The 23,641-nt window shown below is 32.0% G+C and carries 22 protein-coding genes; 9 read left to right on the top strand and 13 right to left on the bottom strand.

Features of this window, described 5'->3' with window-relative positions; translation table 11 throughout:
• Positions 1 to 4: 4 nt before the first annotated feature.
• The 6 genes from AC1EU5_RS04275 to AC1EU5_RS04250 all read right to left on the bottom strand — a co-directional run bounded on the left by AC1EU5_RS04275 (position 5) and on the right by AC1EU5_RS04250 (position 4,115).
• Positions 5 to 559, bottom strand: coding sequence for a GNAT family N-acetyltransferase (locus AC1EU5_RS04275; RefSeq protein WP_480191124.1), 555 nt, complete (start codon positions 557 to 559; stop codon positions 5 to 7).
• The gene (locus AC1EU5_RS04270) at positions 559 to 1,221 is read right to left on the bottom strand and encodes a pyridoxamine 5'-phosphate oxidase family protein (protein WP_480191123.1); all 663 of its coding nucleotides are present in this window, start codon (positions 1,219 to 1,221) and stop codon (positions 559 to 561) included. The genes AC1EU5_RS04275 and AC1EU5_RS04270 overlap by 1 nt, the downstream gene beginning before the upstream one ends.
• An 83-nt stretch (positions 1,222 to 1,304) precedes the next feature.
• The gene (locus tag AC1EU5_RS04265) at positions 1,305 to 2,807 is read right to left on the bottom strand and encodes a serine hydrolase (RefSeq protein WP_480191122.1); all 1,503 of its coding nucleotides are present in this window, start codon (positions 2,805 to 2,807) and stop codon (positions 1,305 to 1,307) included.
• Positions 2,808 to 2,837: 30 nt separating this feature from the next.
• Positions 2,838 to 3,308, bottom strand: coding sequence for a hypothetical protein (locus AC1EU5_RS04260; protein ID WP_480191121.1), 471 nt, complete (start codon positions 3,306 to 3,308; stop codon positions 2,838 to 2,840).
• The gene (locus AC1EU5_RS04255; RefSeq protein WP_480191120.1) at positions 3,305 to 3,595 is read right to left on the bottom strand and encodes a DUF1272 domain-containing protein; all 291 of its coding nucleotides are present in this window, start codon (positions 3,593 to 3,595) and stop codon (positions 3,305 to 3,307) included. The genes AC1EU5_RS04260 and AC1EU5_RS04255 overlap by 4 nt, the downstream gene beginning before the upstream one ends.
• A 1-nt stretch (position 3,596) precedes the next feature.
• Complete coding sequence (locus AC1EU5_RS04250; RefSeq protein ID WP_480191119.1) at positions 3,597 to 4,115, bottom strand: DinB family protein; 519 nt, start codon at positions 4,113 to 4,115, stop codon at positions 3,597 to 3,599.
• Positions 4,116 to 4,195: 80 nt separating this feature from the next.
• Here AC1EU5_RS04250 and pdxR point away from each other — a divergent pair, with 80 nt between their 5' ends.
• A complete protein-coding gene (gene pdxR, locus AC1EU5_RS04245; RefSeq protein ID WP_480191118.1) occupies positions 4,196 to 5,677 on the top strand; it encodes a MocR-like pyridoxine biosynthesis transcription factor PdxR in 1,482 nt (493 codons plus the stop codon).
• Between the two features lie 97 nt (positions 5,678 to 5,774).
• Here the strand turns inward: pdxR and ggt are convergent, their stop codons facing one another.
• The 5 genes from ggt to dnaN form a co-directional block, all read right to left on the bottom strand.
• On the bottom strand, positions 5,775 to 7,478 hold the full coding sequence (ggt, locus tag AC1EU5_RS04240; RefSeq protein WP_480191117.1) for a gamma-glutamyltransferase: 1,704 nt from the start codon (positions 7,476 to 7,478) through the stop codon (positions 5,775 to 5,777).
• Positions 7,475 to 8,062, bottom strand: coding sequence for an acyl carrier protein phosphodiesterase (locus tag AC1EU5_RS04235; RefSeq protein ID WP_480191116.1), 588 nt, complete (start codon positions 8,060 to 8,062; stop codon positions 7,475 to 7,477). The genes ggt and AC1EU5_RS04235 overlap by 4 nt, the downstream gene beginning before the upstream one ends.
• 75 nt (positions 8,063 to 8,137) lie before the next feature.
• Complete coding sequence (locus tag AC1EU5_RS04230; protein WP_480191115.1) at positions 8,138 to 8,845, bottom strand: hypothetical protein; 708 nt, start codon at positions 8,843 to 8,845, stop codon at positions 8,138 to 8,140.
• Between the two features lie 55 nt (positions 8,846 to 8,900).
• The gene (locus AC1EU5_RS04225; protein WP_480191114.1) at positions 8,901 to 9,596 is read right to left on the bottom strand and encodes a hypothetical protein; all 696 of its coding nucleotides are present in this window, start codon (positions 9,594 to 9,596) and stop codon (positions 8,901 to 8,903) included.
• A 307-nt stretch (positions 9,597 to 9,903) separates the two neighbouring features.
• Entirely contained in the window at positions 9,904 to 11,022 is a 1,119-nt protein-coding gene (dnaN, locus tag AC1EU5_RS04220) for a DNA polymerase III subunit beta (protein WP_480191113.1), read from the bottom strand.
• Positions 11,023 to 11,196: 174 nt separating this feature from the next.
• Between dnaN and AC1EU5_RS04215 the strand changes: the two genes are divergently transcribed.
• From AC1EU5_RS04215 to AC1EU5_RS04205, 3 genes are all read left to right on the top strand, one after another.
• The gene (locus AC1EU5_RS04215; RefSeq protein WP_480191112.1) at positions 11,197 to 13,698 is read left to right on the top strand and encodes a PIG-L family deacetylase; all 2,502 of its coding nucleotides are present in this window, start codon (positions 11,197 to 11,199) and stop codon (positions 13,696 to 13,698) included.
• A 115-nt stretch (positions 13,699 to 13,813) separates the two neighbouring features.
• A complete protein-coding gene (locus tag AC1EU5_RS04210) occupies positions 13,814 to 15,502 on the top strand; it encodes a sodium:solute symporter family protein (protein ID WP_480191111.1) in 1,689 nt (562 codons plus the stop codon).
• 42 nt (positions 15,503 to 15,544) lie between these two features.
• Complete coding sequence (locus tag AC1EU5_RS04205; RefSeq protein WP_480191110.1) at positions 15,545 to 17,536, top strand: toxin-antitoxin system YwqK family antitoxin; 1,992 nt, start codon at positions 15,545 to 15,547, stop codon at positions 17,534 to 17,536.
• 231 nt (positions 17,537 to 17,767) lie between these two features.
• On the opposite strand, the gene AC1EU5_RS04200 is transcribed toward AC1EU5_RS04205, so the two are convergent.
• Together AC1EU5_RS04200 and AC1EU5_RS04195 are read right to left on the bottom strand one after the other, a co-directional pair.
• Positions 17,768 to 18,136, bottom strand: a complete 369-nt coding sequence (locus AC1EU5_RS04200; RefSeq protein WP_480191109.1) for a PUR family DNA/RNA-binding protein — start codon at positions 18,134 to 18,136, stop codon at positions 17,768 to 17,770.
• 97 nt (positions 18,137 to 18,233) lie between these two features.
• Complete coding sequence (locus AC1EU5_RS04195) at positions 18,234 to 19,994, bottom strand: ABC transporter ATP-binding protein (protein WP_480191108.1); 1,761 nt, start codon at positions 19,992 to 19,994, stop codon at positions 18,234 to 18,236.
• A gap of 179 nt (positions 19,995 to 20,173) precedes the next feature.
• On the opposite strand from AC1EU5_RS04195, the gene nusB reads away from it, so the two are divergent.
• The 5 genes from nusB (at position 20,174) to coaE (ending at position 23,576) form a co-directional block, all read left to right on the top strand.
• Positions 20,174 to 21,112, top strand: coding sequence for a transcription antitermination factor NusB (gene nusB / locus AC1EU5_RS04190; RefSeq protein WP_480191107.1), 939 nt, complete (start codon positions 20,174 to 20,176; stop codon positions 21,110 to 21,112).
• A gap of 38 nt (positions 21,113 to 21,150) precedes the next feature.
• On the top strand, positions 21,151 to 21,618 hold the full coding sequence (locus AC1EU5_RS04185) for a DUF1573 domain-containing protein (protein ID WP_480191106.1): 468 nt from the start codon (positions 21,151 to 21,153) through the stop codon (positions 21,616 to 21,618).
• Positions 21,619 to 21,627: 9 nt separating this feature from the next.
• Positions 21,628 to 21,951 carry a preprotein translocase subunit YajC gene (gene yajC, locus AC1EU5_RS04180; RefSeq protein WP_480191105.1) on the top strand — a complete coding sequence of 108 codons (324 nt, stop codon included), beginning with the start codon at positions 21,628 to 21,630 and terminating at the stop codon, positions 21,949 to 21,951.
• 84 nt (positions 21,952 to 22,035) lie between these two features.
• Entirely contained in the window at positions 22,036 to 22,989 is a 954-nt protein-coding gene (locus tag AC1EU5_RS04175; protein WP_480191104.1) for a YbbR-like domain-containing protein, read from the top strand.
• Complete coding sequence (gene coaE, locus AC1EU5_RS04170; protein ID WP_480191103.1) at positions 22,986 to 23,576, top strand: dephospho-CoA kinase; 591 nt, start codon at positions 22,986 to 22,988, stop codon at positions 23,574 to 23,576. The genes AC1EU5_RS04175 and coaE overlap by 4 nt, the downstream gene beginning before the upstream one ends.
• Positions 23,577 to 23,641: the final 65 nt, after the last annotated feature.

Below are 23,641 nucleotides of genomic sequence, written 5' to 3'. Positions count from 1 at the left end.
ATATTTAATAGGTGAAATTTTTATAAAGATGTTCAAATTTTTCTTTGCTCAACTTATACAAATTTACTTTTTGCTTAAAACTAATCCTACCAGGAATTACTTCGTATGTTTTAAGGAATTCAAAACCTGATTTTTGAAGTGCCTTATTTGGAGCAGGATTCAAAGCATATGGTCTACAGTATAATTTTTTTAGTTGGAAATGATCAAAAAAGTAAGGAATACTTTTTTTAACGAACTCAAAGCCTAATCCTTTATTTCGAGTTGATTTTTTCCACATATGCAAGTGCATAAATGCTTCTAATCCAAACTTTATATCATTAATATTACAATGGCCAATAGATTCATTATTTAATTGCCAAATAACATAGTAAATTAATTTTAGTCGATTTTCTTTTTCAAATTCATTAGTCATATAGACCATCCAATCTTTTTTAGAGGGCATTTTTTTTGGATCGGCTCCCATACCCAATAAAAATTCATTATCTGCATTCAGAAAGTAATCAATAACGTTTTCAATATCCTCAAAAGCTAATTCTTTGACAAAAAATTTATCTTGCATTAGACTTTGTGTTCTTGATAATAATTCAATATGTGCTCTGGGAGTTTAACACCTTTTGGCAAATCGGGATCAGCCACAGGAAACTCTGCAACTTGTTTTAAAGGTACTAAACCAGCCCAAATAGGTAATTCATAATCTTCAGGTTCATCATTCACCCCAACATCTCTAATTTTAGCTGAAGCAGTTTCTATGGTCATTTCTACAACCATAGTTCTATCTAATTCATGTGGATGCATAGGTCTAACATGATCCCATTGTCCTTCAAGCATATGTTCCATAAAGCATTTTAGGGCAGCTTCTTTTTTATTTTTATCAGTTATTTTTTTTACCGAGCCAAAAAGTGTAGCTGAACGATAGTTAACCGAATGATGTAAACCTGAACGTGCTAAAACTAAGGCGTCAAGGTGCATTACTGTCATACTCATTTCTTTTGCTTCAAGCAATGACAAAAGCATTCTATTTCCTTGTGACCCATGTAGAAATATTTTATTATCTAATCTGCCATAGGCCATAGGTAAACTTATAGCTTTACCCTGGTAAACATAACTTACAAAACCAATAAAACCAGCATCTAAAATTTGGTTGATTTTTGAAACATCATAAGTGGCCCTGTTTTGACCTCTTTTAACTCTGTTTAATTTAGACTGTGGGTATTCTTTCATATTTAAATGTAATTATAATGATGTATAAATGAGAATAAGCTTTTGCTTGTAATGAATATCATATGCTATATTGTATTTGGTTTTTATTCTAATTGTTCAATCATTTCTTTGGCATGTTGATGTTCTGGATTAACTGAGAGAGATTTTCGATAATTTTCTAAGGCGTTTATCAAATCACCATTGGCATAAAGTGCATCGCCCAATAAAGACCATGAAAATTCATCTTTTGGATATTGTTTAGTGTATAATTTATACAGTGCGATCGCGGATTGAAAATCTTTTTTAATCGTCAACTCCTCTCCTATCTCTTCAAAATCCCAATCTATAAACTGAACATAATTCTTGTGATTTTTGAATTCGTTATACTTCTTAAGAGCTGAATCAATTCCATTTTCGAGGTATTCATTTGAGAATAATTTAGGCAATGATTTTTTATCAATCTGATACGCTTGATTGTTTAAAATTCGCATGGGTGCGGTGAACGTATGACTATCTGTTAGGTCATTATTGGTCAACATAATAATGCACTGATCCTCGGATACATTACGTATAAAAAAATTGCGTCCACCTCTGAAACCTCCTGCATGAAAAACAATTTTTCCTTTTGTATTGTCTTTTGCAATACTCCATGATAGTCCGGCATGATCAGGATAATTTGACTTTGAATTTACAGTGTAGTCCTTATTATTGGTGAACTTAAAAGGGTTATACATTTCTGATATGGATGAAGAATTGAGTAAAATGCCGTTTTGCATAGCATTGTGATATTTTAACAAATCCCTTGCAGTGGTGTATATGGCACTTTCTCCATAATTATTTTCAAACGTTCGCTTTTCGGCTAGATCATCTTTTAGAGTATTAATGTTTTCCATTTTATAAGAAAGCCACTTTGGTTTTCTATAATATGAAACTATGTTGTTCTGTAGTTTTTCAGGAATTCTCCATTCCTTTAAAAAAGTACCGGTCATTCCAGCTTTTTGAAAAATGTTTTTATTGATGTATGTGTTATATTGAATTCTAGATACTTTCTCAACGATTAAGCCAAGCAGGATATAATTTGTGTTGGCATATTTATATCCCATGCCAGGAGGAAAATATGCCTTTGGCTTCACTATTTTATACACTTCTAAAATTTCTTCATTAGTTAATCCTTTTTGATCTATTTTTTCACGAATGAGCTCACTCTGAATGCGATATAGTCCAGAAGTATGTGTAAGCAATTTTTCAATTGTTATGCCTTCATAAGGAAAATCTGGAAAATACTTTTTAATAGTATCTGTTAGTTGCAGTAATCCTTTTTCTTTCAATTGTAGAATAGCCAAAGCAGTAAAAGTCTTAGAAATTGACGCAATATTAAAAATACTCTCTGAGCTTAACTGTTTATTGGCTTGGATATTCGATAGTCCAAACGATTTCTCGTAGAGTATTTTACCTTTCTCAGCAATAATCACATTGCCATTAAAGCTCTTCTGGGCATGTAATGAAGTCAGTAATTCATCAATTTTTATTATTCTTTTGTCTTCTTTTTGATGAGTGCATGAAAACAAAAGTAAGATCAAAAAGTAAACTATTCTGATTGAATTCATTTCTTTGATTTTTTATCCAATTGTTCGTCTTTAATTGGAGTAAGTATCTCGTAGGTATGCTTTAAAATCTGGGTTTTCAGCTTTTGATAATACATGCTTGATCCATGCTTTACGCTCATGGTAGAAAATTTCTAATTCCCAAATACAAACCAATTGTTTAGGGTTATAAATAGAAGGAATTATTTCATTAGGCAACTTAAAACTGGCAAAATAAATATTGGTTTCTACCATGTTTTCGCCTGTCCACCAACTCAATAAAATTAATACACCTTCTCGGGCTTCATGAACCATTAAAAAAGCATGCCTATGTGTTGGTATACTTGAATTTTGTGCTTTTTCTAACCATAAAGGTAAGGCCTCCAAACTGGCATTTAAAGTTTCAACCGACTCAAAATTATTTCTGTTAGTAATGGTATATATCTTAACATTAAAATCATTTGACTCTATGGTTTTTATAAAGTCAATTTTTCTGTGTTGATACTGTTCAAATTCTTGATTCATCTTTTATTTGGATGTATATTCTTAAACTTATCTGATAACTTTTTAGCTTTTAAAAGGTCTTTAGGCTCAAATACCCGTTTTGTTGAAGGAGAATACTTTTCTAACATTTTAGAAGGACGCACCGGTCTCTGAATAAAATTACCACCACAACTTGGGCATACATTTTCAAATAGTTCTAAAGCACATACCGTACAATAAGTGCATTCGAAAGAGCAAATCATAGCATCATCTGAGTTATTCGGCAAATTTTTACCACAATGCTCGCAATTTGGACGTATTTCTAACATTTTATAAATACCTTTCTTTTATAATTTCCATATGCCAAATATCATGACCAGGAATAATAAATGCAGCAGCTCTTGCAGATAGATCATAACCACTTGCATTGCCTATAGACTTGAGGTTGTCATGCGATAAACTTCTTAATACGGAGATAGAATGCGTTCTATTAATTTTAAATTCATTTAACAAAGTATCAAGACTCTTTTGGCTGGCTCCAGATGGTTCTATGTAGATGTTCTGATCAAATCCTGCTAAAGGAGTCGAATCACCACGTGAAATCCTCAAACATCTGTACATAAAAATCCGCTCCGTATCAATAAGATGCTGTAGTATTTCTTTGATGCTCCACTTTTCAGGTTGGTACTTGTAATTAAGTTTTTCTTTAGGAATAGAAGAAAAGAAATCAACTGCGTTTTTTTCTCCATTTTCATAACTACTAATAAGGTTAGAATCATTGTTTAATTTATGAATATAAAGACCATAATATTCATTAAACTCATTGGGACTTAATTCTGATTTTTTCATAAATGCTGTATTTGTCACTCAAAAGTAATACATTTATGGACGGTTATTTTCATCCAGAATAAAAATTTTTAGTAGTCCAGATGTTTCCATATAAAACAAGCCTAAAAGTAAATAGAAGAGCAAATCAAGCCATTTATCTACAATTGGCAAATCAATTCATAGAGCTCATCAAAGAACGAAAACTGCCACCTAAAACCAAGCTTCCAGGTAGCAGAACCTTAGCCGATTTATTAGATGTACATAGAAAAACGATTGTTGCTTGTTATGACGAGTTACTTCTACAGGGCTGGATTGAAAGTCTTCCTAAAAAAGGAACCTTTGTACATACCAATCTACCTGAGCTTAAAGGGCATCATCTCACAAAAGGTAGTATTAAAAGAAACCAACCTAGTTTGGGATTTTCATTCTATAAAGATAAAGTTCTGGATAGTAAACACTATCTGAAAGAAGAGGGTTTTATGAAAATAAATGATGGAACTTGTGATGAAAGATTGGCCCCGATTAATGAATTGGCAAGAATTTATAGAAGAATTACTACTAAGAAAAATAGTTACACTCATTTAACATATGGTCCAACACACGGTAATGAGAAATTGCGTGAGGTATTGGTAGAGTATCTAAATAAAACAAGAGGCTTAAAAATCATTAAAGAGCAAGTATTGATTACTAGAGGCAGTCAAATGGGTACTTATCTTTCAGCACAATTATTATTAGAGAAAAAAGATATAATTGTTGTTGGGCAAACCAATTATATAGCAGCCGATATTACATTTAAAAAAAGGAAAGCCAAAATAGTACGTATACCGGTAGATGAAGATGGCTTGGATGTGCATGCTATAGAAAAACTTTTGAAAACGCAAAAAATAAAGGCAGTATTTGTCACTTCTCATCATCATCACCCAACTACTGTGACACTTTCAGCCGAACGTAGAATTCACCTTTTAAATCTAGCAAAACAATACAATTTTGCAATTATTGAAGATGATTACGACTATGATTTTAATTATAATCATGCACCTATTCTTCCCTTAGCCAGCCATGATATAAATGGAAATGTGATTTATATTGGCTCTGTCTGTAAAACAGTGGCTCCTGTTTTTAGAATTGGTTATTTAATTGCTCCAACGGCGTTTGTTGATGAAGCTGCTAGGTTAAGAAGAATTATTGATAGACAAGGAGATGCTTTATTAGAATTGACATTTGCAGAGTTTATAAAGTCTGGTGATTTAGATAGGCATATCAGAAAAGTGCTTAGAATTTACGAGAATAGGAGAGATGTTTTCTGTAAGTTATTGCGAGAGGAACTGGATGAATACTTTGATTTTGAAGTGCCTAAAGGTGGAATGGCTGTTTGGGTTATACTAAAGAAAAAATACACTTGGGAGGATGTTTCTAGAGTTGCTAAAGAATTTAATTTGGAAGTAGGTAACTGGAAACGATATGACATGGCAAATTCAGGGCACAATGCTATACGAATGGGTTTTGCGGCTTATAATGAGGAAGAAATTTATACTTTGATTGAAAAACTAAAAAAGACAATGGAAATAATAAAGAACTATTAAGTACTTACTATTTGACTACTTAAGTTGATAAATTTAAAATGATGAGATTTCTCAATTGTCTTTAAGAGTTCATCTCGAAATGACAGATGCTATGTTTTTAAAAACCTATTGCCGTATCATCTCCACGTCTATCAGCACCACCTTCTAATTTACCATCAGGTAGCATTAGAATACCATCTACTTTTCCAATAACCGGAGAATCTTCTTCATTGATTTTATAACCAAGAGCTTCAAGTTGTTTAATCAGGCTCTTATCAAAGGATTTTGGTTCCATTCTAATTTCATCTGGCAGCCATTGATGATGAAAACGAGGTGCATTTACAGCTTCTTGCATCGTCATTTCAAATTCATGCACATTTAAAATTGTCTGCAAGACAGACGTAATAATTGTTGAACCCCCCGGAGTGCCTACAGACATTAATAATTTTCCATCTTTTTCAACAATAGTTGGTGTCATAGAACTTAACATACGCTTTTCTGGGGCTATGCTATTTGCTTCAGCACCTATAAGTCCAAACATATTCGGAACACCTGGCTTGGCACTAAAATCATCCATTTCATTATTTAAGAAAAATCCTAGTTCGCTGCAATAGAGCTTTGATCCGTAAGCACCATTAAGTGTGGTAGTAGCAGAAATGGCATTTCCAAATTGATCTACAATTGAGTAGTGGGTAGTTTCATCACTCTCAACAATTTCAATATTGCCATGTGAGACATCACTAGATAAAGTGGCTCTGTCAAAAGAGAAATCTCTCATTCGTCCTTTGAGATATGTATCACTTATGAGCTCATTCTGTGGTACATTTACAAAGTCTGGGTCTCCCAAATAATAACTTCTATCGGCATAAGCTCTACGTTCAGCTTCGGTGATTACTTGAATTGCTTTGGCAGAATTATGACCGTATTGAGCCACATCAAAAGGCTCTATCATTTTTAGAATCTGAGCCAGACATACCCCTCCGCTGGAAGGAGGTGACATAGATATAACTTTAAGGTCATCGTATTTAAAAGTTATCGGATTTCTCCATTTAACTTCATATTTAGCCAAATCTTCTTCTGTAATAATTCCTCCATTATTCTGAATGAATTTTGCCAAAATTTTTGCAGTTTTACCTTTATAAAACTCATCTCTTCCATTTTTCAAAATGCGTGTTAAGGTTTCGGCCAAAGCCAGATATTTAATGGTATCATTTGCTTTCCACATATTATCGAATAGAATAGAATCTTTGTTTGCTTTCGGAAAGTACTTTTGATATTTTTGAATACGATATTCTTGTTTTTTCGTTACCACAACCCCTCTTTTTGCCAAGTCTATAGATGGTTGTATAATTTCTTCTATTGGTAGTGTGCCTAATTTTTTATGGACTGCAAATACGCCTGCTACACTTCCGGGAACTCCCACAGCCATAGCTCCTAATGTGCTTTTTCCTTCAATAACATTGCCATTAGCATCTAGAAACATACCCTTTTTTGATGCCAGCGGGGCTTTCTCACGGTAATCAATTGTACCAATTTCGCCATTATTTTTTCTGTAAACCATAAAACCACCACCGCCTAAATTACCTGCGTAGGGGTAAGCAACGGCTAATGCCAATTCTGTTGCAGCCATGGCATCAAAAGCATTACCTCCTTTTTTTAGAATATCAGCACCAATTTTAGACGCTTCGGCTCTGGCTGAAACAACCATAGCACTGTCAACCACTAATCCCCTTAACTTCGTGCTCTCTACTTTTAATTCAGGTGCTTGTTTGCACGCTATGGCTAAACAAAGAAATAAGAAAAGTAAGCTGATTTTTTTCATGATAATTCTATAAGTTTTTGTTTTGAGAAATCAATGAGTTCTTGGAAAAAGGAAGTAAACTCCTCTTCAAACTCTTGATAAAAAGTGTTGAGTTCATAAACGGCATTGTTCATGCCTGATTTGTTTTGTGTTCTTCTATTCATGCCATCTAGAACCTTTGCAATGCCTTTAATAGAAGCATAACTTAAGAGCCAATTGTCAGCAATCATATATGGCATCATTTTTTGTATTCTTAGCGGTAAAATTTCGAAGTTGTCTTCTAAAGAATCATAAAACTGATTAACATATTTCGCTAAAGGAATTGAACTATAATTTTTCCAGTTTTTTGCTAAAAAATGATCATATAAAATATCTACAATAATACCTGAATAATGACTATATCTTTCATGCAATCGTTTTGTGCTTTTTCGTACTGTTGGATGAGCATCTGTATAGGTGTCAATGGCTCTGTGTAGTAGAATACCTTTTTGGATTTTTTCAGAGTATTTTTTGTATTGCTTACCACGGATGCCATCAGCCATAAAATTACCAATGGTTACCATTTCATCATCACCTGATAAGTAAATATGAGCTAAGAAATTCACTTTGTGAAAATAGCATAAAAAAACAACTTTACTCTAGATAGAATAAAGTTGCTTGAAACAGATTGGCTTGGGTGTTTATATTTCTACAAACTTCCATTGCATCCTATCAAATAGTTTTAGTAATTTGTCTTTTACAGCTTCTCTACAAATCATGAATTCAAAATTTTCATGATCTGTGAGAAACATAGTTGTACCTATTTTTGATGTCTGCGGTTTTAGACTTTCAAGGTAAGATCCTGTCCAATCTCTGCTATATACAGGTCTAAATTTGAAGCCTTTGGTATACAACATTTTTTGAACAGACTTTTTTGTGTCTTTCGCTGTTTCTCCATAACCCATAAGACCTTCATACATTAAAATTCTGTGCATAGCTATTTTAAAATAATCCAATTCAGAATAGGCCTTAGTCCATGCTTTTAAATTTGGGTTAGGTTCTAGAACTAGTTTTCCTTGAAAATTGGGTTTATCCCAATTTGGCATAGATCTTACGGCATAATCCTTATAAATAAAATCAAATTTTTTAGGATCTCGGAATACCAACCATATCTTATCAGTTATGTCTTCTAGGTGGTCTTGTTTGTAAAATGATTGTCCTAATAATTTTACAATTTCAGCAACCATTTCTCTATCAACATCTAAACCTTCAAAGCTAGGTTTCTTTTTTTTATACTCTTTTACGTAGCTTTTAAATTTTATAGTGGTATAATCAGGAATAGGTTCTTGTGAAAACCCACAAAAATAAACCCCAAGGAAGATAAATAAAAAGAAGTATAGTTTCTTCATTTTAAATAGCATTAGCAAATAATAATACTTTATTGTAGGGTCTGGTTAATTTTCTTTAAGGGGTTACGAACTCCCATTTTATCTTTTCAAATAACTCTGTAACTTTATCTTTATTGTTTACCTTACAAACTATTATGTCGTAATGGCCTTTGGTTACCAAAGCAATTAACCCTTTTTTTGATAGCTGATTGTTTAATTTTTGTAAATATGAATAAGCCCAGTCATCTTCTTTGGGCTCTTGAATTTTTATATCTTTAGTAAATAATAGCTCATTAAATGATGATTGTACGGTTTCTGCATCATCACCATAGGTGAGTAATCCATAATAATCTAAAATCTTGTTCAATGCTATTTGAAAATAAGGGTATTCACTATCATTAATAGTCCACTCTGTAAGGTAGGGGTTTGGCTCAAGGACAAGTTCTCCTCTGCTATTGGTATAACTCCAACTCTTATTTGTTTTGATAGCAAAATCTTTATAAACAAAGTCAAATGTTTTGGGTCTGGTAAAAGCTAGCCATAATTTGTTGACCATATCTGTTTTCTCCTTTTGCGTATAGAAATCACCAGCTAATAGGTCAACAATATTAGTTAAAATGTCTCTTTCTACACCTAATTCCTGCGTTCTAGGAAGACTCTCTTTGTATTTGTAGATTTTACTTTTGAATTTTATATTAGAATAGTCAGCCTGTCCAAAGGTAAGACAGCATACCATTGAAAAGAATATAAAGGGGAGCAACTTCTTAATCATATAAACCCTTAAGTTAAACGTTATGTTGACTCTTGAAAAGTCAATTTTACATACCACTGGCATAAGTATAACAACTATCGGAGTAAAATTCCTACCTATAATTTTAAGAATTTTTTCAAAACTTTGACTTCTAGTTAAATTAACAGTTTTTACCTAAAAAACCATTACTTATTAACACTGGTTTGAAAGCAAATATATTCAAAAAAACCAATGTTCATAATATATACATAACGACATGCATCAATATATATTACAAATTGTTAAAAAGTAGTGTTAATAAAAAAGAATGGCATTACCTTAAAAAAGGTTATCCGTTAAGCATTACCGGCATAACAAGCATAGTGATTTGTTCACCATCTTCCAATCTGTCAATAGGAGTAAGAATACCTGCTCTGTTCGGTAAAGACATTTCTAACAGAACCTCATCAGAGTTTAAGCTGTTTAACATTTCTAATAAAAAACGAGAATTAAAACCAATTTGCATATCGTCACCCTCATAATTACATTGAAGACGTTCATCTGCTTTATTGGAAAAGTCTAAGTCTTCAGCAGAAATATTAAGCTCAGTACCGGCCATTTTTAAACGAATCTGATGTGTAGTTTTACTAGAGAAAATAGAAACTCTTCTTACCGAATTTAAAAATGAACCTCTTTCTAACGTAAGCTTATTAGGATTTTCCTTAGGAATTACAGCTTCATAATTAGGGTATTTACCATCAATCAATCGGCAAATTAGTACAGTTGAATCAAAACTAAATTTAGCATTTGATTCATTGTATTCAATTAACACATCATCTCCATAAGCTGCTAAAATACCTTTTAACAAATTTAAAGGCTTTTTGGGCATGATAAACTCAGCAACTTCACTGGCTGTTACGTCAGTTCTCACATATTTTACCAGTTTGTGAGCATCCGTAGCCACGAAAGTTAAACTTTCAGGTGAAAACTGAAAGAAAACACCACTCATTACAGGTCTTAAATCATCATTACCTGATGCAAATATGGTTTTGGTAATGGCCGTTGCCAATATATCTCCAGATATGTTAGCTGAACTAGGTGATTCTAGTTCAATTGCTTTTGGAAATTCATCGCCATCAGCATAAGCTAGCGCATATTTACCACTGTTTGAGCTGATTTCAATCGTATTGTTTTCTTCAACTACAAAGGTTAAAGGCTGTTCAGGAAATGTCTTTAAAGTGTCTAATAGTAATCTTGCAGGTACTGCAATAGAGCCAGATTCATTGGCTTCTACTTCAATTGAAGTACTCATGGTTGTTTCAAGATCTGAAGCCGAAATTTGTAATTTATTAGGGCTTAATTCAAACAGAAAATTGTCTAAAATAGGCAATGTATTATTGCTATTAATAACACCACTTAGAATTTGAAGCTGCTTCAATAATTGAATACTTGAAACTATGAATTTCATCGAAAGATTAGGTTTAGAAAAATGAATTACAAATATATCTATTTATATGAAGCTACAAAAAAAATATAGTATTCAAATTAGGGTATTTTCTATTAAAATGTTAAGGTTTTCACAATTAATTATGAAAGCTCATTTTTATGTTTAGTTTTGTTCAGAAACCACTTTAAATTACTAATGAAACAAGCCTTTACACTACTTTTTTCTTTTATTTTTTTCACTACTATTTTAGCTCAAAAACCTCAAAAACCAAGTTCTTCTGAAATTTATGAAGCGGTTCAAAAGCTAAATTTTTTAGGCTCTGTTTTGTATGTAGCTGCGCATCCTGATGATGAGAATACCCGATTAATATCATATTTTTCAAATCATGTAAAAGCTAGAACAGCTTATCTCTCTTTGACAAGAGGAGATGGTGGCCAAAACTTAATAGGTCCAGAGTTAAGAGAATTATTAGGTGTTATACGTACACAAGAGTTATTAGCAGCTAGAGATGTTGATGGTGGTGAACAGTTTTTTACAAGAGCCAATGACTTTGGCTATTCCAAGCACCCTGATGAAACTTTAACTATTTGGAATAAAGATGAAGTTTTAAAAGACGTGGTCTCAGTAATTAGAAATTTTAAACCAGATATAATTATCAATCGTTTTGATCATAAAAGCGCTGGAAAAACCCATGGACACCATACATCATCAGCTATGCTAAGCACAGAGGCTTTTGACCTGGCAAATGATAAAAATTTCAAAACACATTTTGGTGAACCATGGCAGCCTAAACGATTGTTTTTTAATACCAGCTGGTGGTTTTATGGAAGTCGTGAAAAATTTGATAAGGCAGATAGAAGCAATATGCTCCATTTTGATACAGGAGTTTATTACCCCTTAAAAGGATTATCAAATAATGAACTTGCAGCTATGGCAAGTAGCCAGCATTTATGCCAAGGTTTTGGTCGTTTAACTAATCGTGGTATAGAAGATGAATACATAGAATTGGTAAAAGGCGATTTACCCAAAGATAAATCAAATGCTTTTGAAGGTATTAATACTTCATGGAGCAGATTGAAAGGAGGAAATGAAATAGGAGCTATCTTATATGAAGTTGAAAAAAACTTTGATTTTAAAAACCCTTATAAACACATTCCACAGTTGTTAAAAGCATATCAGCTTATTGAAAAGTTAGATGATACGCATTGGTGCGTAATTAAATCCAAAGAGATCAAAGAAATTATTAGTTGGAGTATGGGATTATATTTAGAAGCTTCAGCTAGTGAAAGTTATGCAAATCCAGGAGGTAGTGTGACTGTTAATATAGAAGCTTTAAATAGAAGCCCTATTGAAGTAAAACTTACAAGCATAAGTTATAACGGAAATTCTATTAATTTGGATAAAGAATTAGGTAATAATCAAAAATATACGAATAAAGAACAACTTATAATTAAGCCAAATCGACAAAAAACAGCACCTTATTGGTTGTTGGCTGAAGGTAATTTAGGGATGTATACCGTAAATGATACTTCCGTTATCGGTACTCCGGAAACGAAACCTCTGATGATGAGATTTTTATTATTAATCGACGGAGTCTCTATTGATTTTGAGAAGCCTCTTATTAGAAGATTTTCCAAACCAGATAAAGGTGAATTGTACGAGCCTTTTCAGGTTGTTCCTAAAGTGACTTCAAGCGTGGTTGATAAAGTTATTATTTTTAGTGACGATAAGCCTAAAGAATTAGCGGTAAAAATAAAAGCGAATGGCAAGAATATTCAAGGTGAAATTCAGTTGAGACTTCCAGATGGATGGAAAGCGAATCCTACCTCCATTCCATTTTCAATGGTGCAAAAAGGGCAAGAGAAAAAAGTTGTTTTTAATGTACAGCCTCCTGTAACCCAAAGTATGGGAAAGGTAAAGCCTTTAATTATTATTAATGGAAAATCATATACCCAAGAACTGATTGAGATCAATTATGATCATATACCTAAACAATCTGTATTGCTACCTTCAGAAGGAAAAATAGCTCGATTAGATATTAAAAAGAAAGGAGATAAGGTAGCATATATTCAAGGTGCAGGAGATCAGATTCCGGAAAGTTTACGCCAGATAGGGTATACGGTTGATGAATTGGAAGAAGGTAGTATTACCACTGAAAAGCTTTCAAAATATGATGCTGTTATTCTTGGAATAAGAGCTTATAATGTAAATGAGAAGTCAAAGTATTATCAAGATATATTGCATAACTACGTTGACCAAGGAGGTACTATGATTGTGCAATACAACACGAATTTTAGAACAAAAGTTGACAAAGTAGCACCCTATAATTTAGAGCTGTCTAGAGACAGAGTGACAGATGAAAATTCAGAAGTATCAATACTTGATGATCAACATGAGTTGTTGAATTACCCTAATAAGATTACTGAAGATGATTTTAAAGACTGGGTACAGGAACGAGGACTTTACTTTCCTAATAAATGGGATGCAGCTTTTACTCCCTTACTATCTATGAATGATAAGGGAGAAACTGCTAAAAAGGGTAGTTTATTAATTGCAGAGTATGGTAAAGGTCATTTTATTTATACAGGATTAAGTTTCTTTAGGGAATTACCTGCTGGAGTTCCAGGAGCATATAGATTGTTTACCAATATGCTTTCCGTTGGTAAGAATGATTACGAAATATCTACCAAAAACTAACAGATGAATCAGAATCAAAAATATAAATGGCAACCAATATATTCACTAGTGTTATTTTTAAATGCTATTTATATTGTTTTGTTCTATTTTTTAATGCAAGCCTTTTCTTAATAGTATGCAGCAACTAGACTGGATAGTTCTTATTTGTACCTTATTATTTATAGTTTTATATGGAGCTTGGAAAACAAGCGGAAGTAAAGACGTAAAAGATTTTATTAAAGGAGGTAGTCAAGCTAAATGGTGGACTATTGGCCTTTCTGTAATGGCTACACAAGCTAGCGCAATTACTTTTCTATCAACACCAGGGCAGGCCTTTCATGATGGAATGGGTTTTGTTCAGTTCTATTTTGGTGTGCCTATTGCCATGGTAATTATTTGTATGGTTTTTATTCCTATTTACCATCGTTTAAAAGTCTTTACAGCCTATGAGTATTTAGAGTCTCGTTTTGACCTAAAAACAAGAAGTTTGGCAGCAATCTTATTCTTGATTCAACGTGGATTGGCAGCAGGAATTACCATTTTTGCACCCGCCATCATTTTATCGGCTGTTCTGGGTTGGGATTTGATTACGCTTAATATAGCTATAGGATCACTAGTCATTCTATATACGGTTTCAGGAGGAACTAAAGCGGTTAGTGTTACGCAAAAACAGCAAATGGCAGTCATTTTTACAGGAATGTTTATTGCATTTTATATCATTCTAAGTAAGCTACCTGATGGTATTACCTTTAAAAAAGCACTAGATATTGCAGGTGCTTCTGGTAAGATGAATATTCTTGATTTTTCTTTTGATTTTGAGAATAGATATACTTTTTGGAGTGGAATAATAGGAGGTAGCTTTCTGGCTTTATCCTATTTTGGTACAGACCAAAGCCAAGTGCAGCGATATCTATCTGGTAAGTCTGTAAAAGAAATGCAATGGGGATTGATTTTTAACGGATTGTTAAAAGTACCAATGCAATTTTTTATTTTACTTGTAGGGGTTATGGTGTTTGTATTTTATCAGTTTAATACAACTCCTTTAAATTTTAATCCTGAAACTAAAGAGGCTATTGACAACTCTGCTTATATAGAAGATTATAAAAAAATTGAGGATGCGCACCTAAAAGTAGAACAAGAAAAAAAGACATTGCAGTTAGAATTAGCCAATAATTCATTTACAGCATCTCAAAAAGCGCGTATCGTTGAGCTTCAATCATTAGATAGAGGGTTAAGAGCAGAAGCTAAAGAGGTTATCAAAAAAGCAGATAATACAGTTGAAACTAATGATAAAGATTATGTATTTATTCATTTTATTTTAAATAATTTACCAAAAGGGCTTATTGGTTTATTGCTTGCTGTCATTCTCTCTGCAGCTATGTCATCTACAGCATCAGAGTTAAATGCCTTGGGTTCAACAACTGCTATTGATCTATACAAGCGCAATGTAAAAGGTGAGCGCTCTGATACTCACTTTTTAAAAGCGTCAAAATGGTTTACGTTCTTATGGGGGGTAATAGCAATATTAGTAGCATGTGTAGCTAACCTTTTTGACAATTTAATTCAGCTGGTGAATATTATTGGTTCTATATTTTATGGAAATGTTTTGGGTATTTTCTTACTAGCTTTCTTTATAAAATATGTAAAAAGCCGAGCGGTTTTTATTGCTGCTATTATAACTCAAATAATTGTGATTATTGGCTGGTATTATGATTGGATGCCTTATTTATGGCTTAACCTTTTTGGTTGTGCTTTAGTTATGTTTATAGCCATTTTACTCCAACCATTTTTTAATGGGACAAAAGGAGAATTAGTTACACACTAAATCCTCTATATTCTTCGTTGAATATTTGTTGATTCTAACTAGATGACAAAGAAAATCCTACTTGCTTTATTAGCTATTTTTATAGGTATTTTAGGTTATGCAGCCTATTACTTTTATTTTGGTCCGAGCTCTAATTTGCAATCTATTTATCTCATTCCTAAAGATGCAGTTTTTGTTGTAGAAACTCAAGAGCCTGTAGAAAATTGGGATCAGATCCGTGAAAGTGATGTGTGGAAGCATCTTCAGAAAAATGAATACTTTTTTGATTTGACAGAGAGTATTCATAAAATGGATACCGTTTTTCATAAAAAAAGAAGGTTGATAGAGCTTTTTGATACGCGCTCTTTGTTCTTTTCAGTTCATATGTACAAACCAAAAGATTATGGACTTTTTTATGTTATTGACCTTAAGAGGGTAGCCAAACTACAGTTGCTAAAGACCTATTTGAATACCTTGCTTAATGAGGATTACTCTTTAAGTAAACGTACTTATAAAAGTCATGAAATTATAGAGTTATACGATAAGAAAAGTAGAGAAACACTTCATTTATCATTTATTAAGAATCAATTAGTAGCTTCATATGTTCATACCTTGGTAGAGGCTTCAATTGATCAGTTTCAAGAGCCTAAAATTGGTCGTGATCTAGATTTTATTGAAGTCAAAAAGAAAACAGGTTATAGTGATATGTTCAGACTCTATCTACAACATAATTTTTTTGATGAATATTTTAACTATTTCTCTAATAAATCCTATGATTGGGTACAATTGCTAAGTACTAATTTTTCTTTTTCAGGTTTTCATTTTGACTTAGAAAGTAATAATACCATAACAGCAGAAGGTTATTCAAACATAAGTCAGAATAATATCAGTTATTTAAAGGTTTTGCAACAATCAGGTGAGTCTAAGAGAACCATCTCTAAAATAGTGCCTAAGAGAACTGCCTTTTATGCAAATTATGGTTTTAATAATTTCGATGATTTTTATAAAAATTTTATTGAAAACCTAAAGGAAAAACAGGAAGAGTATGAAAATTACCTGTTAAATAAAGAACAAATAGAAAAGCTGTTAAAGATTAATGTTGAAAAACAATTGCTGAGTTGGATAGGGGATGAGGTAACCTTTTTGCAAATGCAATCTAATATAACGGGTAAAAAGGATGATATAGCTGTAGTGATTAAAGTAAATGATAAAGCGCATGCAAATGTAAAGTTAAGTGAGGTGTTAGAGCAAATACGAAGAAGAACACCTGTTAAATTCAAAGAGGTTGTCTATAAAGAACATGCGATTCACTATTTATCAATTAAAGGATTTTTCAAACTCTTTTTAGGGAACTATTTTAAAGCTTTTGACAAACCGTATTTTACCATCATTGAAGACTATATTGTCTTTAGCAATCAACCAAACACATTAAAGAGTATTATAGATGATTATATAGCTAAAAATACGCTAAGTGATTCTGAAGACTATAGGCATTTTAGAAGGTATTTTGATTCTAAATCATCGGTTTTTATCTATATGAATACACCAGTACTGTTTGAAAATATCTATGAATTGGCTGATGTAAAAACAAAACAACAATTATTAAAAAACAAAGATTTTATCATCTGCTTTCCTCAAATAGGATTTCATCTTTCACCTAGTGGAAATATTTTTAAAACTAAATTAGTTATAAACTATCAGGATATTGAATTGGTAAAAAATAAAGAACAATTTAAAGATATAAGACCTATTGGTCCTGGTTTACCATTTAATAAAAAAGATAATATCATTGGTGTTCCAAAAACAAAAGACGTGTTTTATGTTCCTACTTTATATCCAAATGATCTAAATGCAAAAGCGTATGTCAAGAACTATACAAATGGGAAACTTCACCTTAAAGTTGAGTTAAAAGATGGACTAAAGCATGGTAGGTATTATGAGTACTATACCAATGGAGAGATAAAATTAAAAGGGAAGTATAAAAGAGATTTAAAGTATGGTGTTTGGAGAGCGTATGATCAGAATGGTAAATTGATCAAGAAAAAACGATTTTAAAGGTCCTTATTTTTTCTTTTAAAGATAGATGTAATGCTGGTATAGATTTTCAATAAAAACTTAAAGAAGCCTAGAATAATTCCTTCAAAAAGTATTTCTACAAATACTTTGTAAAGAAAATCAATGATAATTTGGATAATTGGTATCATTCTATTCTTGCATTTTCATTTAAAATAAAAATCCCCAACTTTAAGCGTTAGGGATTTTTTCTATTCGTTAGAATATTATCTTTTAAATATCGTCAAAGTCAATATCAGTAAAGCTATCAGTAGAAGTTCCATCTACGGTCACTTCACTTGGCTTTTGATAATCTTTCTGATGACGTTCAGAAATTACTTCAGTACCTTTTTCATTAATAATAAAATCTGTAGCCTTCGCTAACATTTCATTAAACTCACTAAAATCTTCTTTATACAAATAGATTTTATGCTTTTTGTAATGAAAAGAACCATCATCATGGGTAAATTTTTTACTTTCCGTAACGGTTAAGTAGTAGTCTCCGGCTTTGGTTGATCTTACATCAAAAAAATAAGTTCTTCTACCTGCTCTTAGTACCTGTGAAAAGATCTCTTCCTGTTCTGCAAAGTCTTTATCGCTCATAATCTTCTAAAACTTTATGAATCTTATTTCATGTTAATAGTGAACAAATCTAAAAAAATAAATTAGGTGCGCAATATTTTCTTAAATTTCTTTTAAGCTATTCGGCAGTCTGTTCCGTAAGTTGTTGATTGTAAATATCTTGATAATATCCATCTTGATTAGAAAGCTGTTCATGAGTGCCTTGCTGTATAATTGCACCTTTATCAAGCACTATAATATGGTCGGCATTTTTAGCTGAAGATACTCTGTGACTCACAATAATTGTGGTTTTATTCTTACTCACCTTTTCAAGGTTATTAAGAATTATCTCTTCGGTTTCTGTATCTACAGCAGAAAGGCAGTCATCAAAAATAAGAACTTGGGGGTCAGAAATAATGGCTCTTGCAATTGAGATTCGCTGCTTTTGACCACCTGAAAGCGTTACGCCACGTTCACCAACAACGGTATCGTATTTTTCATTGAACTCATCAATATTATGATGAATATGTGCATTATTTGCTGCAGTAATGATCTCTGCATCAGTAGCATCATTTTTACCAAACTTAATGTTGTTTTTTATGCTATCAGAAAACAAGAAAGCTTCTTGTGGTACAAAACCAATGCTATTTCTTAGATCATGTAAGTTTAGTTCTTTAATGTCTTTGTTGTCAATTAATACCTGGCCTTCACTAGCATCATACAATCGGGCAATCAGGCTAATGATAGTTGACTTTCCTGATCCGGTTTTTCCTAAAATGGCAAGTGTCTTGCCTTTTTCAAGTGTAAAGCTGATATTTTTTAAGGCAGTAATATCAGTATCCTGATAAGTAAAAGATACATTCTTAAATGCTATTTCACCCTCAATTCTAGAGTTTCCTTCAGCGGTATTTGTTACTTCAGGTTCTTCATTTAGAAATTCATTGATGCGTTTTTGAGATGCTTCAGCTTGCTGAACAATAGAGGTTACCCAGCCAACAACAGCTACGGGCCAGGTAAGCATATTTACATAGATAATGAATTCAGCAATAACACCAAAGCTATTGATATCTCCATTAATATAACGCATACCGCCTATATAAATCACTAACACATTGCTTAGTCCAATAAGTAAGATCATGGACGGAAAAAAGAGCGCATTAGCCTTAAATAAAGAAATGTTTTTCTCTTTGCTAATTACAGCTAATTCGTCAAACTTACTAAATGAAAGTTTTTCTATTCCATAAGCTTTGATAACGTTTAAACCTGAAAATACTTCTTGTACTTGGGTAGTTAAGTTTGATAATGATTCCTGAACAACTCTGCTACGTTTATTTATAACTCTACTTAGCGTATAAATTAATACTGATAAAATGGGTAATGGTAAAAGCGTATATAAGGTCAAGGTCATATCAATGCGAAGCATATTGGCAATTACAATGACAAACAGCGTAATTGTATTGATAGTATACATAATAGCCGGGCCAAAATACATACGTACCTTACCTACATCTTCACTGATACGGTTCATTAAATCACCGGTTCTGTTTTGTTTGTAGAATCTTTGTGTAAGATTTTGATATTGTTGATAGATCTCATTTTTTAAATCAAATTCTATATAACGAGACATAACAATAATAGTCTGACGCATAATAAAAGTAAAAAAGCCTGACAGTAGTACAGCACCTATAATTAATAGAATATTTATTAATAAGTCATTTTTTACAACACTAATATCAGTAACCACCCCCTTCGTGTATTGTTCAACTGAGGTTAGTGATTTATTAATGAGTCTAGGAGTGAATAATGAGAAAATTCTAGCTACAATTGTTGTTACAATACCCAGAATTAATCGGTTTCTATATTTAAAAAAGTATTTGTTTAAGTATTTAAGCGCCTTCAATAAGTTGGTTGTATCTAAGTTTTATTGATGCAAAAATAAGAGTCTAAAATTTAAAATCTGTTAACATTATTTTAATCTCTTAATATTTTGCTTCGAGTGCTATTAAAATTATATTTGCAGCGGTTTTATAAAATCAAACTCTTTTTATTCAGAAACTAATCAAGGCGCTCTTTTAAATAATGTTAAACAGAAGACATATTAGAATTAAGGTAATGCAATCTATTTATGCATTGCTACAATCAAATAATGATGACTTAAAACGAGAGGAAAAGTTTATTTATTATAGTATTGATAAGATATATGATCTTTATGTGTTATTATTAAGTTTACTTGTTGAAGTTAGAGATCTTGCGGAGTCGCATTTAGAATTAGGAAAAAAGAAGTTTTTACCTACTTCGGAAGACATTAACCCCAATCAAAAGTTTATTAAAAATAGGTTGCTTCTAATTTTAAAGGAAAGTTCATTTTTAAAGGAATATCTAGAAAATCATAAGCTTAAGAATTGGAAGAATGATAGTGAATATGTACGTCTTATTTGGGATGCCATCAAAGAGAGTAAGGCTTACAATGAATATGTAAATTCTGAAGAATTATCTTTTAATGATGATCGCAATTTTTTGAGTCTTATATTTAAGGAAGTTGTTGCGCCCAATGATAAGTTGTTTGATTATTTTGAGAGCGAAAATCTTAGTTGGGTGGACGATTTACCGCTCGTGAATACATCTATTTTGAAGACCTTTTCACGAATGAGCTCTAAAAAAGCATTTAAAGGAGATGCATTATATGGTGATGATGATGATAAAGTGTTTGTAAAAGAATTGTTTAATAAAGTAGCATTACATCATCATCAATTTACTGAAGATATTGATGCGAAGACACCTAATTGGGATGCTGAGCGGATTGCTGAAATAGATCTTATATTAATAAAAATGGCCTTGACAGAATTTCTGTATTTCCCATCCATTCCTGTTAAGGTAACTATCAATGAGTATATAGAAATAGCAAAGGATTACTCTACCAATAAGAGTAGTTTTTTTATAAATGGGGTTTTGGATAAACTGTCAAAAGAATATCAGAACTCTGGAAAAATAAAAAAAGTAGGTAGAGGATTACTATAAATGTTTTAATTTTAACCCATAAAAATTAAATAATAAAAATGAAGAATGTATTTTTTGCAATTGGATTAATTGCTTGTGTTTCTTTCATTTCTTGTAAAGAAAATGTAGCAGGCAAAATAAATAAGGAAAATTTAGAAATGGCTAAGGCCAGAGATTATAAGTTAAATGAAGGAGCCGCAGCTTTAACTTTTGACAGAGAGGTACATGATTTTGGAACAATAACTCAAGGAGATGTGGTAGAGACTACCTTTTCATTTAAAAACACTGGTAAATCTGAGCTTATTATTACTAATGCTTCTAGTACTTGCGGTTGTACAGTACCTGAATGGCCAAAAGAACCTATACCAGTAGGTGGTGAAGGAAAAATCAAAGTGAAATTTAACTCAGCAGGTAAATCTAATAAAGTAACTAAAACGGTTACCTTAACTACCAATACTGCAGAAGGTAAAGAGTCTGTGGTGATTAAAACTGAGATTAAAGCAAAAGAAAAAGAAGCTAACTCATAATCTATACACATGTTTTTAAATTTTTTCTTACAAGCTTCTGGAGGAGCGGGTATGTCTAATTATATTATGATCGTCTTAATGATTTTGGTCTTTTATTTATTTATGATAAGACCACAAATGAGACGTCAGAAAAAGGAAAAAACCTTTCAATCTTCTATTAAAAAAGGAGCTAGAGTAGTTACAACAAGCGGCATCCATGGTAAGATAGTGGAATTAAACAATACCGATAATACCTGTGTTATAGAAACAGGGGCTGGAAAAATAAAATTTGAACGTTCTGCGCTTTCAATGGAGCTGTCTAAAAAATATAACAAAGAAGTAGCCAAAAAATAGTTCAAATTCTAACTACTAGATAAAAGTGAGTTTTGATTTCAAGACTCACTTTTTTTATATCTTTAATTACTGAATAAGTATCTTATGAATCAGGCCAGGCAAGCATTAAAGAATAATAAAAAACTCCGGGTATTTCTACTATTTTTAATACTTGCTTTTGTTTTTTGGATGCTGATAAAGCTTTCTAGAACATATACATCCTCAGTTGATGTGAAACTCAGTTATGTAGATCTTCCAGAAAACAAGATGCTTCAAAATGAACCTTTGTCAAAAATCAAAGTAAATCTTAAATCTGTAGGTTTTGGTTTGCTACGACATAAATTCACTAAGAATAGAGCTACGGTTAGTTTAAAAGAGGTAAAGCGAATGCGAGGATCTACCTATTATTATACTTCATCTGATGTCTTGGTAGACATAGGTAAGTCATTTTCTAAATCTGAGGTGTTAGGTATATATCCAGATACCTTGTATTTTGACTTTGGAAGAAGTGTAAGTAAAAAAGTAAAAGTAGAACCAGATATTTCTATTCAATATAAATCAGGGTATAATCTTTCGGGAAAATTGCAAATAAATCCTGAATATATAACAGTTTCAGGCCCCAAAAAACTTGTGGATTCAGTTATTTTTATTGAAACTAAAAATGCGAAGCTAACTAATGTTTATGATACAATTAATAAAAAGTTGGCAATCAAGGGAATTGATAATAAATCTAAGTTGACTTTTTCAGCTTCTGAGGTTAATATTATTGGAAAGGTAGAAAAATTTACAGAGCGAACCATTGAAGTCACTGTCAAACTTGTAAATGCACCAAGTGGGTACAAAGTGAGTTTGATTCCACAGAAGGTAAAAGCAAAATTTCAAATAGGTTTATCTGACTTTAATAAAGTTTCAGAAAATGATTTTGAGATTATTTGTGATTACCAAAGAACGAAAGAAGAAGGTATAGATTTTTTAATTCCAGAAATTAAAAATAAACCTGCTCTGGCCAATAGTTTAAAGATAGTGCCTAATAAAATTGAGTTCTTGCTAGAGAAATGATAGTTGTAGGATTAACAGGTGGCATTGGTAGTGGTAAATCTACCGTAGCCAATTTCTTTAAAGAGTTGGGTGTTCCAGTATATGTTGCTGATGATCATGCCAAGAGATTGATGCAAAGTTCTAAAGTAGTCAAACAAAAATTGATTAAAGAGTTTGGGAACAAGGCTTATATTGGAACACAATTAAATCGTGCTTACTTAGCCCAAATAGTATTTAATGACAAGTCAAAGTTAGAAGCTATTAGCGCTATAGTACATCCATCTGTTTCAAATAGTTTTAAAAGATGGATTGGTAAGCAGAAGTTTCCATATGTAATTCAGGAAAATGCGATCATTTTTGAAAATGACAATGTTAAAAAGTTTGATTATATTATTACTGTAACAGCTTCTGAGAGTGATAAAATTAAAAGAGTCATGCAGCGAGATGGGGTTAATGAAGACCAAGTATTAGCTCGTATGCAAAATCAATTGCCTGATAAATTCAAAATAACGCAATCAGACTTTGTTATTGTAAATGACGATTTAATGACTACACAAAATAAGGTGAAACAAATTCACAAAAAGCTCGTCTTACTGGCTAAACAATAATTGTTAAGATGAATAAATCTTAAAAAAGTGTTAAATGCACTTTGGTTTAGTTAATATTAGTTAAA

The organism is Maritimimonas sp. 2405UD52-3 (assembly GCF_056591715.1).
This window is presented reverse-complemented; position numbering and strand designations above follow the sequence as displayed.

Excerpts from the sequence above, each read along its gene's own strand:
- AC1EU5_RS04275 (WP_480191124.1), bottom strand. The coding sequence starts at position 559 with ATGCAAGATAAATTTTTTGTCAAAGAATTAGCTTTTGAGGATATTGAA.
- AC1EU5_RS04270 (WP_480191123.1), bottom strand. The coding sequence starts at position 1,221 with ATGAAAGAATACCCACAGTCTAAATTAAACAGAGTTAAAAGAGGTCAA.
- AC1EU5_RS04265 (WP_480191122.1), bottom strand. The coding sequence starts at position 2,807 with ATGAATTCAATCAGAATAGTTTACTTTTTGATCTTACTTTTGTTTTCA.
- AC1EU5_RS04260 (WP_480191121.1), bottom strand. The coding sequence starts at position 3,308 with ATGAATCAAGAATTTGAACAGTATCAACACAGAAAAATTGACTTTATA.
- AC1EU5_RS04255 (WP_480191120.1), bottom strand. The coding sequence starts at position 3,595 with ATGTTAGAAATACGTCCAAATTGCGAGCATTGTGGTAAAAATTTGCCG.
- AC1EU5_RS04250 (WP_480191119.1), bottom strand. The coding sequence starts at position 4,115 with ATGAAAAAATCAGAATTAAGTCCCAATGAGTTTAATGAATATTATGGT.
- pdxR (WP_480191118.1), top strand. The coding sequence starts at position 4,196 with ATGTTTCCATATAAAACAAGCCTAAAAGTAAATAGAAGAGCAAATCAA.
- ggt (WP_480191117.1), bottom strand. The coding sequence starts at position 7,478 with ATGAAAAAAATCAGCTTACTTTTCTTATTTCTTTGTTTAGCCATAGCG.
- AC1EU5_RS04230 (WP_480191115.1), bottom strand. The coding sequence starts at position 8,845 with ATGAAGAAACTATACTTCTTTTTATTTATCTTCCTTGGGGTTTATTTT.
- AC1EU5_RS04225 (WP_480191114.1), bottom strand. The coding sequence starts at position 9,596 with ATGATTAAGAAGTTGCTCCCCTTTATATTCTTTTCAATGGTATGCTGT.
- dnaN (WP_480191113.1), bottom strand. The coding sequence starts at position 11,022 with ATGAAATTCATAGTTTCAAGTATTCAATTATTGAAGCAGCTTCAAATT.
- AC1EU5_RS04215 (WP_480191112.1), top strand. The coding sequence starts at position 11,197 with ATGAAACAAGCCTTTACACTACTTTTTTCTTTTATTTTTTTCACTACT.
- AC1EU5_RS04210 (WP_480191111.1), top strand. The coding sequence starts at position 13,814 with ATGCAGCAACTAGACTGGATAGTTCTTATTTGTACCTTATTATTTATA.
- AC1EU5_RS04205 (WP_480191110.1), top strand. The coding sequence starts at position 15,545 with ATGACAAAGAAAATCCTACTTGCTTTATTAGCTATTTTTATAGGTATT.
- AC1EU5_RS04200 (WP_480191109.1), bottom strand. The coding sequence starts at position 18,136 with ATGAGCGATAAAGACTTTGCAGAACAGGAAGAGATCTTTTCACAGGTA.
- nusB (WP_480191107.1), top strand. The coding sequence starts at position 20,174 with ATGTTAAACAGAAGACATATTAGAATTAAGGTAATGCAATCTATTTAT.
- AC1EU5_RS04185 (WP_480191106.1), top strand. The coding sequence starts at position 21,151 with ATGAAGAATGTATTTTTTGCAATTGGATTAATTGCTTGTGTTTCTTTC.
- yajC (WP_480191105.1), top strand. The coding sequence starts at position 21,628 with ATGTTTTTAAATTTTTTCTTACAAGCTTCTGGAGGAGCGGGTATGTCT.
- AC1EU5_RS04175 (WP_480191104.1), top strand. The coding sequence starts at position 22,036 with ATGAATCAGGCCAGGCAAGCATTAAAGAATAATAAAAAACTCCGGGTA.
- coaE (WP_480191103.1), top strand. The coding sequence starts at position 22,986 with ATGATAGTTGTAGGATTAACAGGTGGCATTGGTAGTGGTAAATCTACC.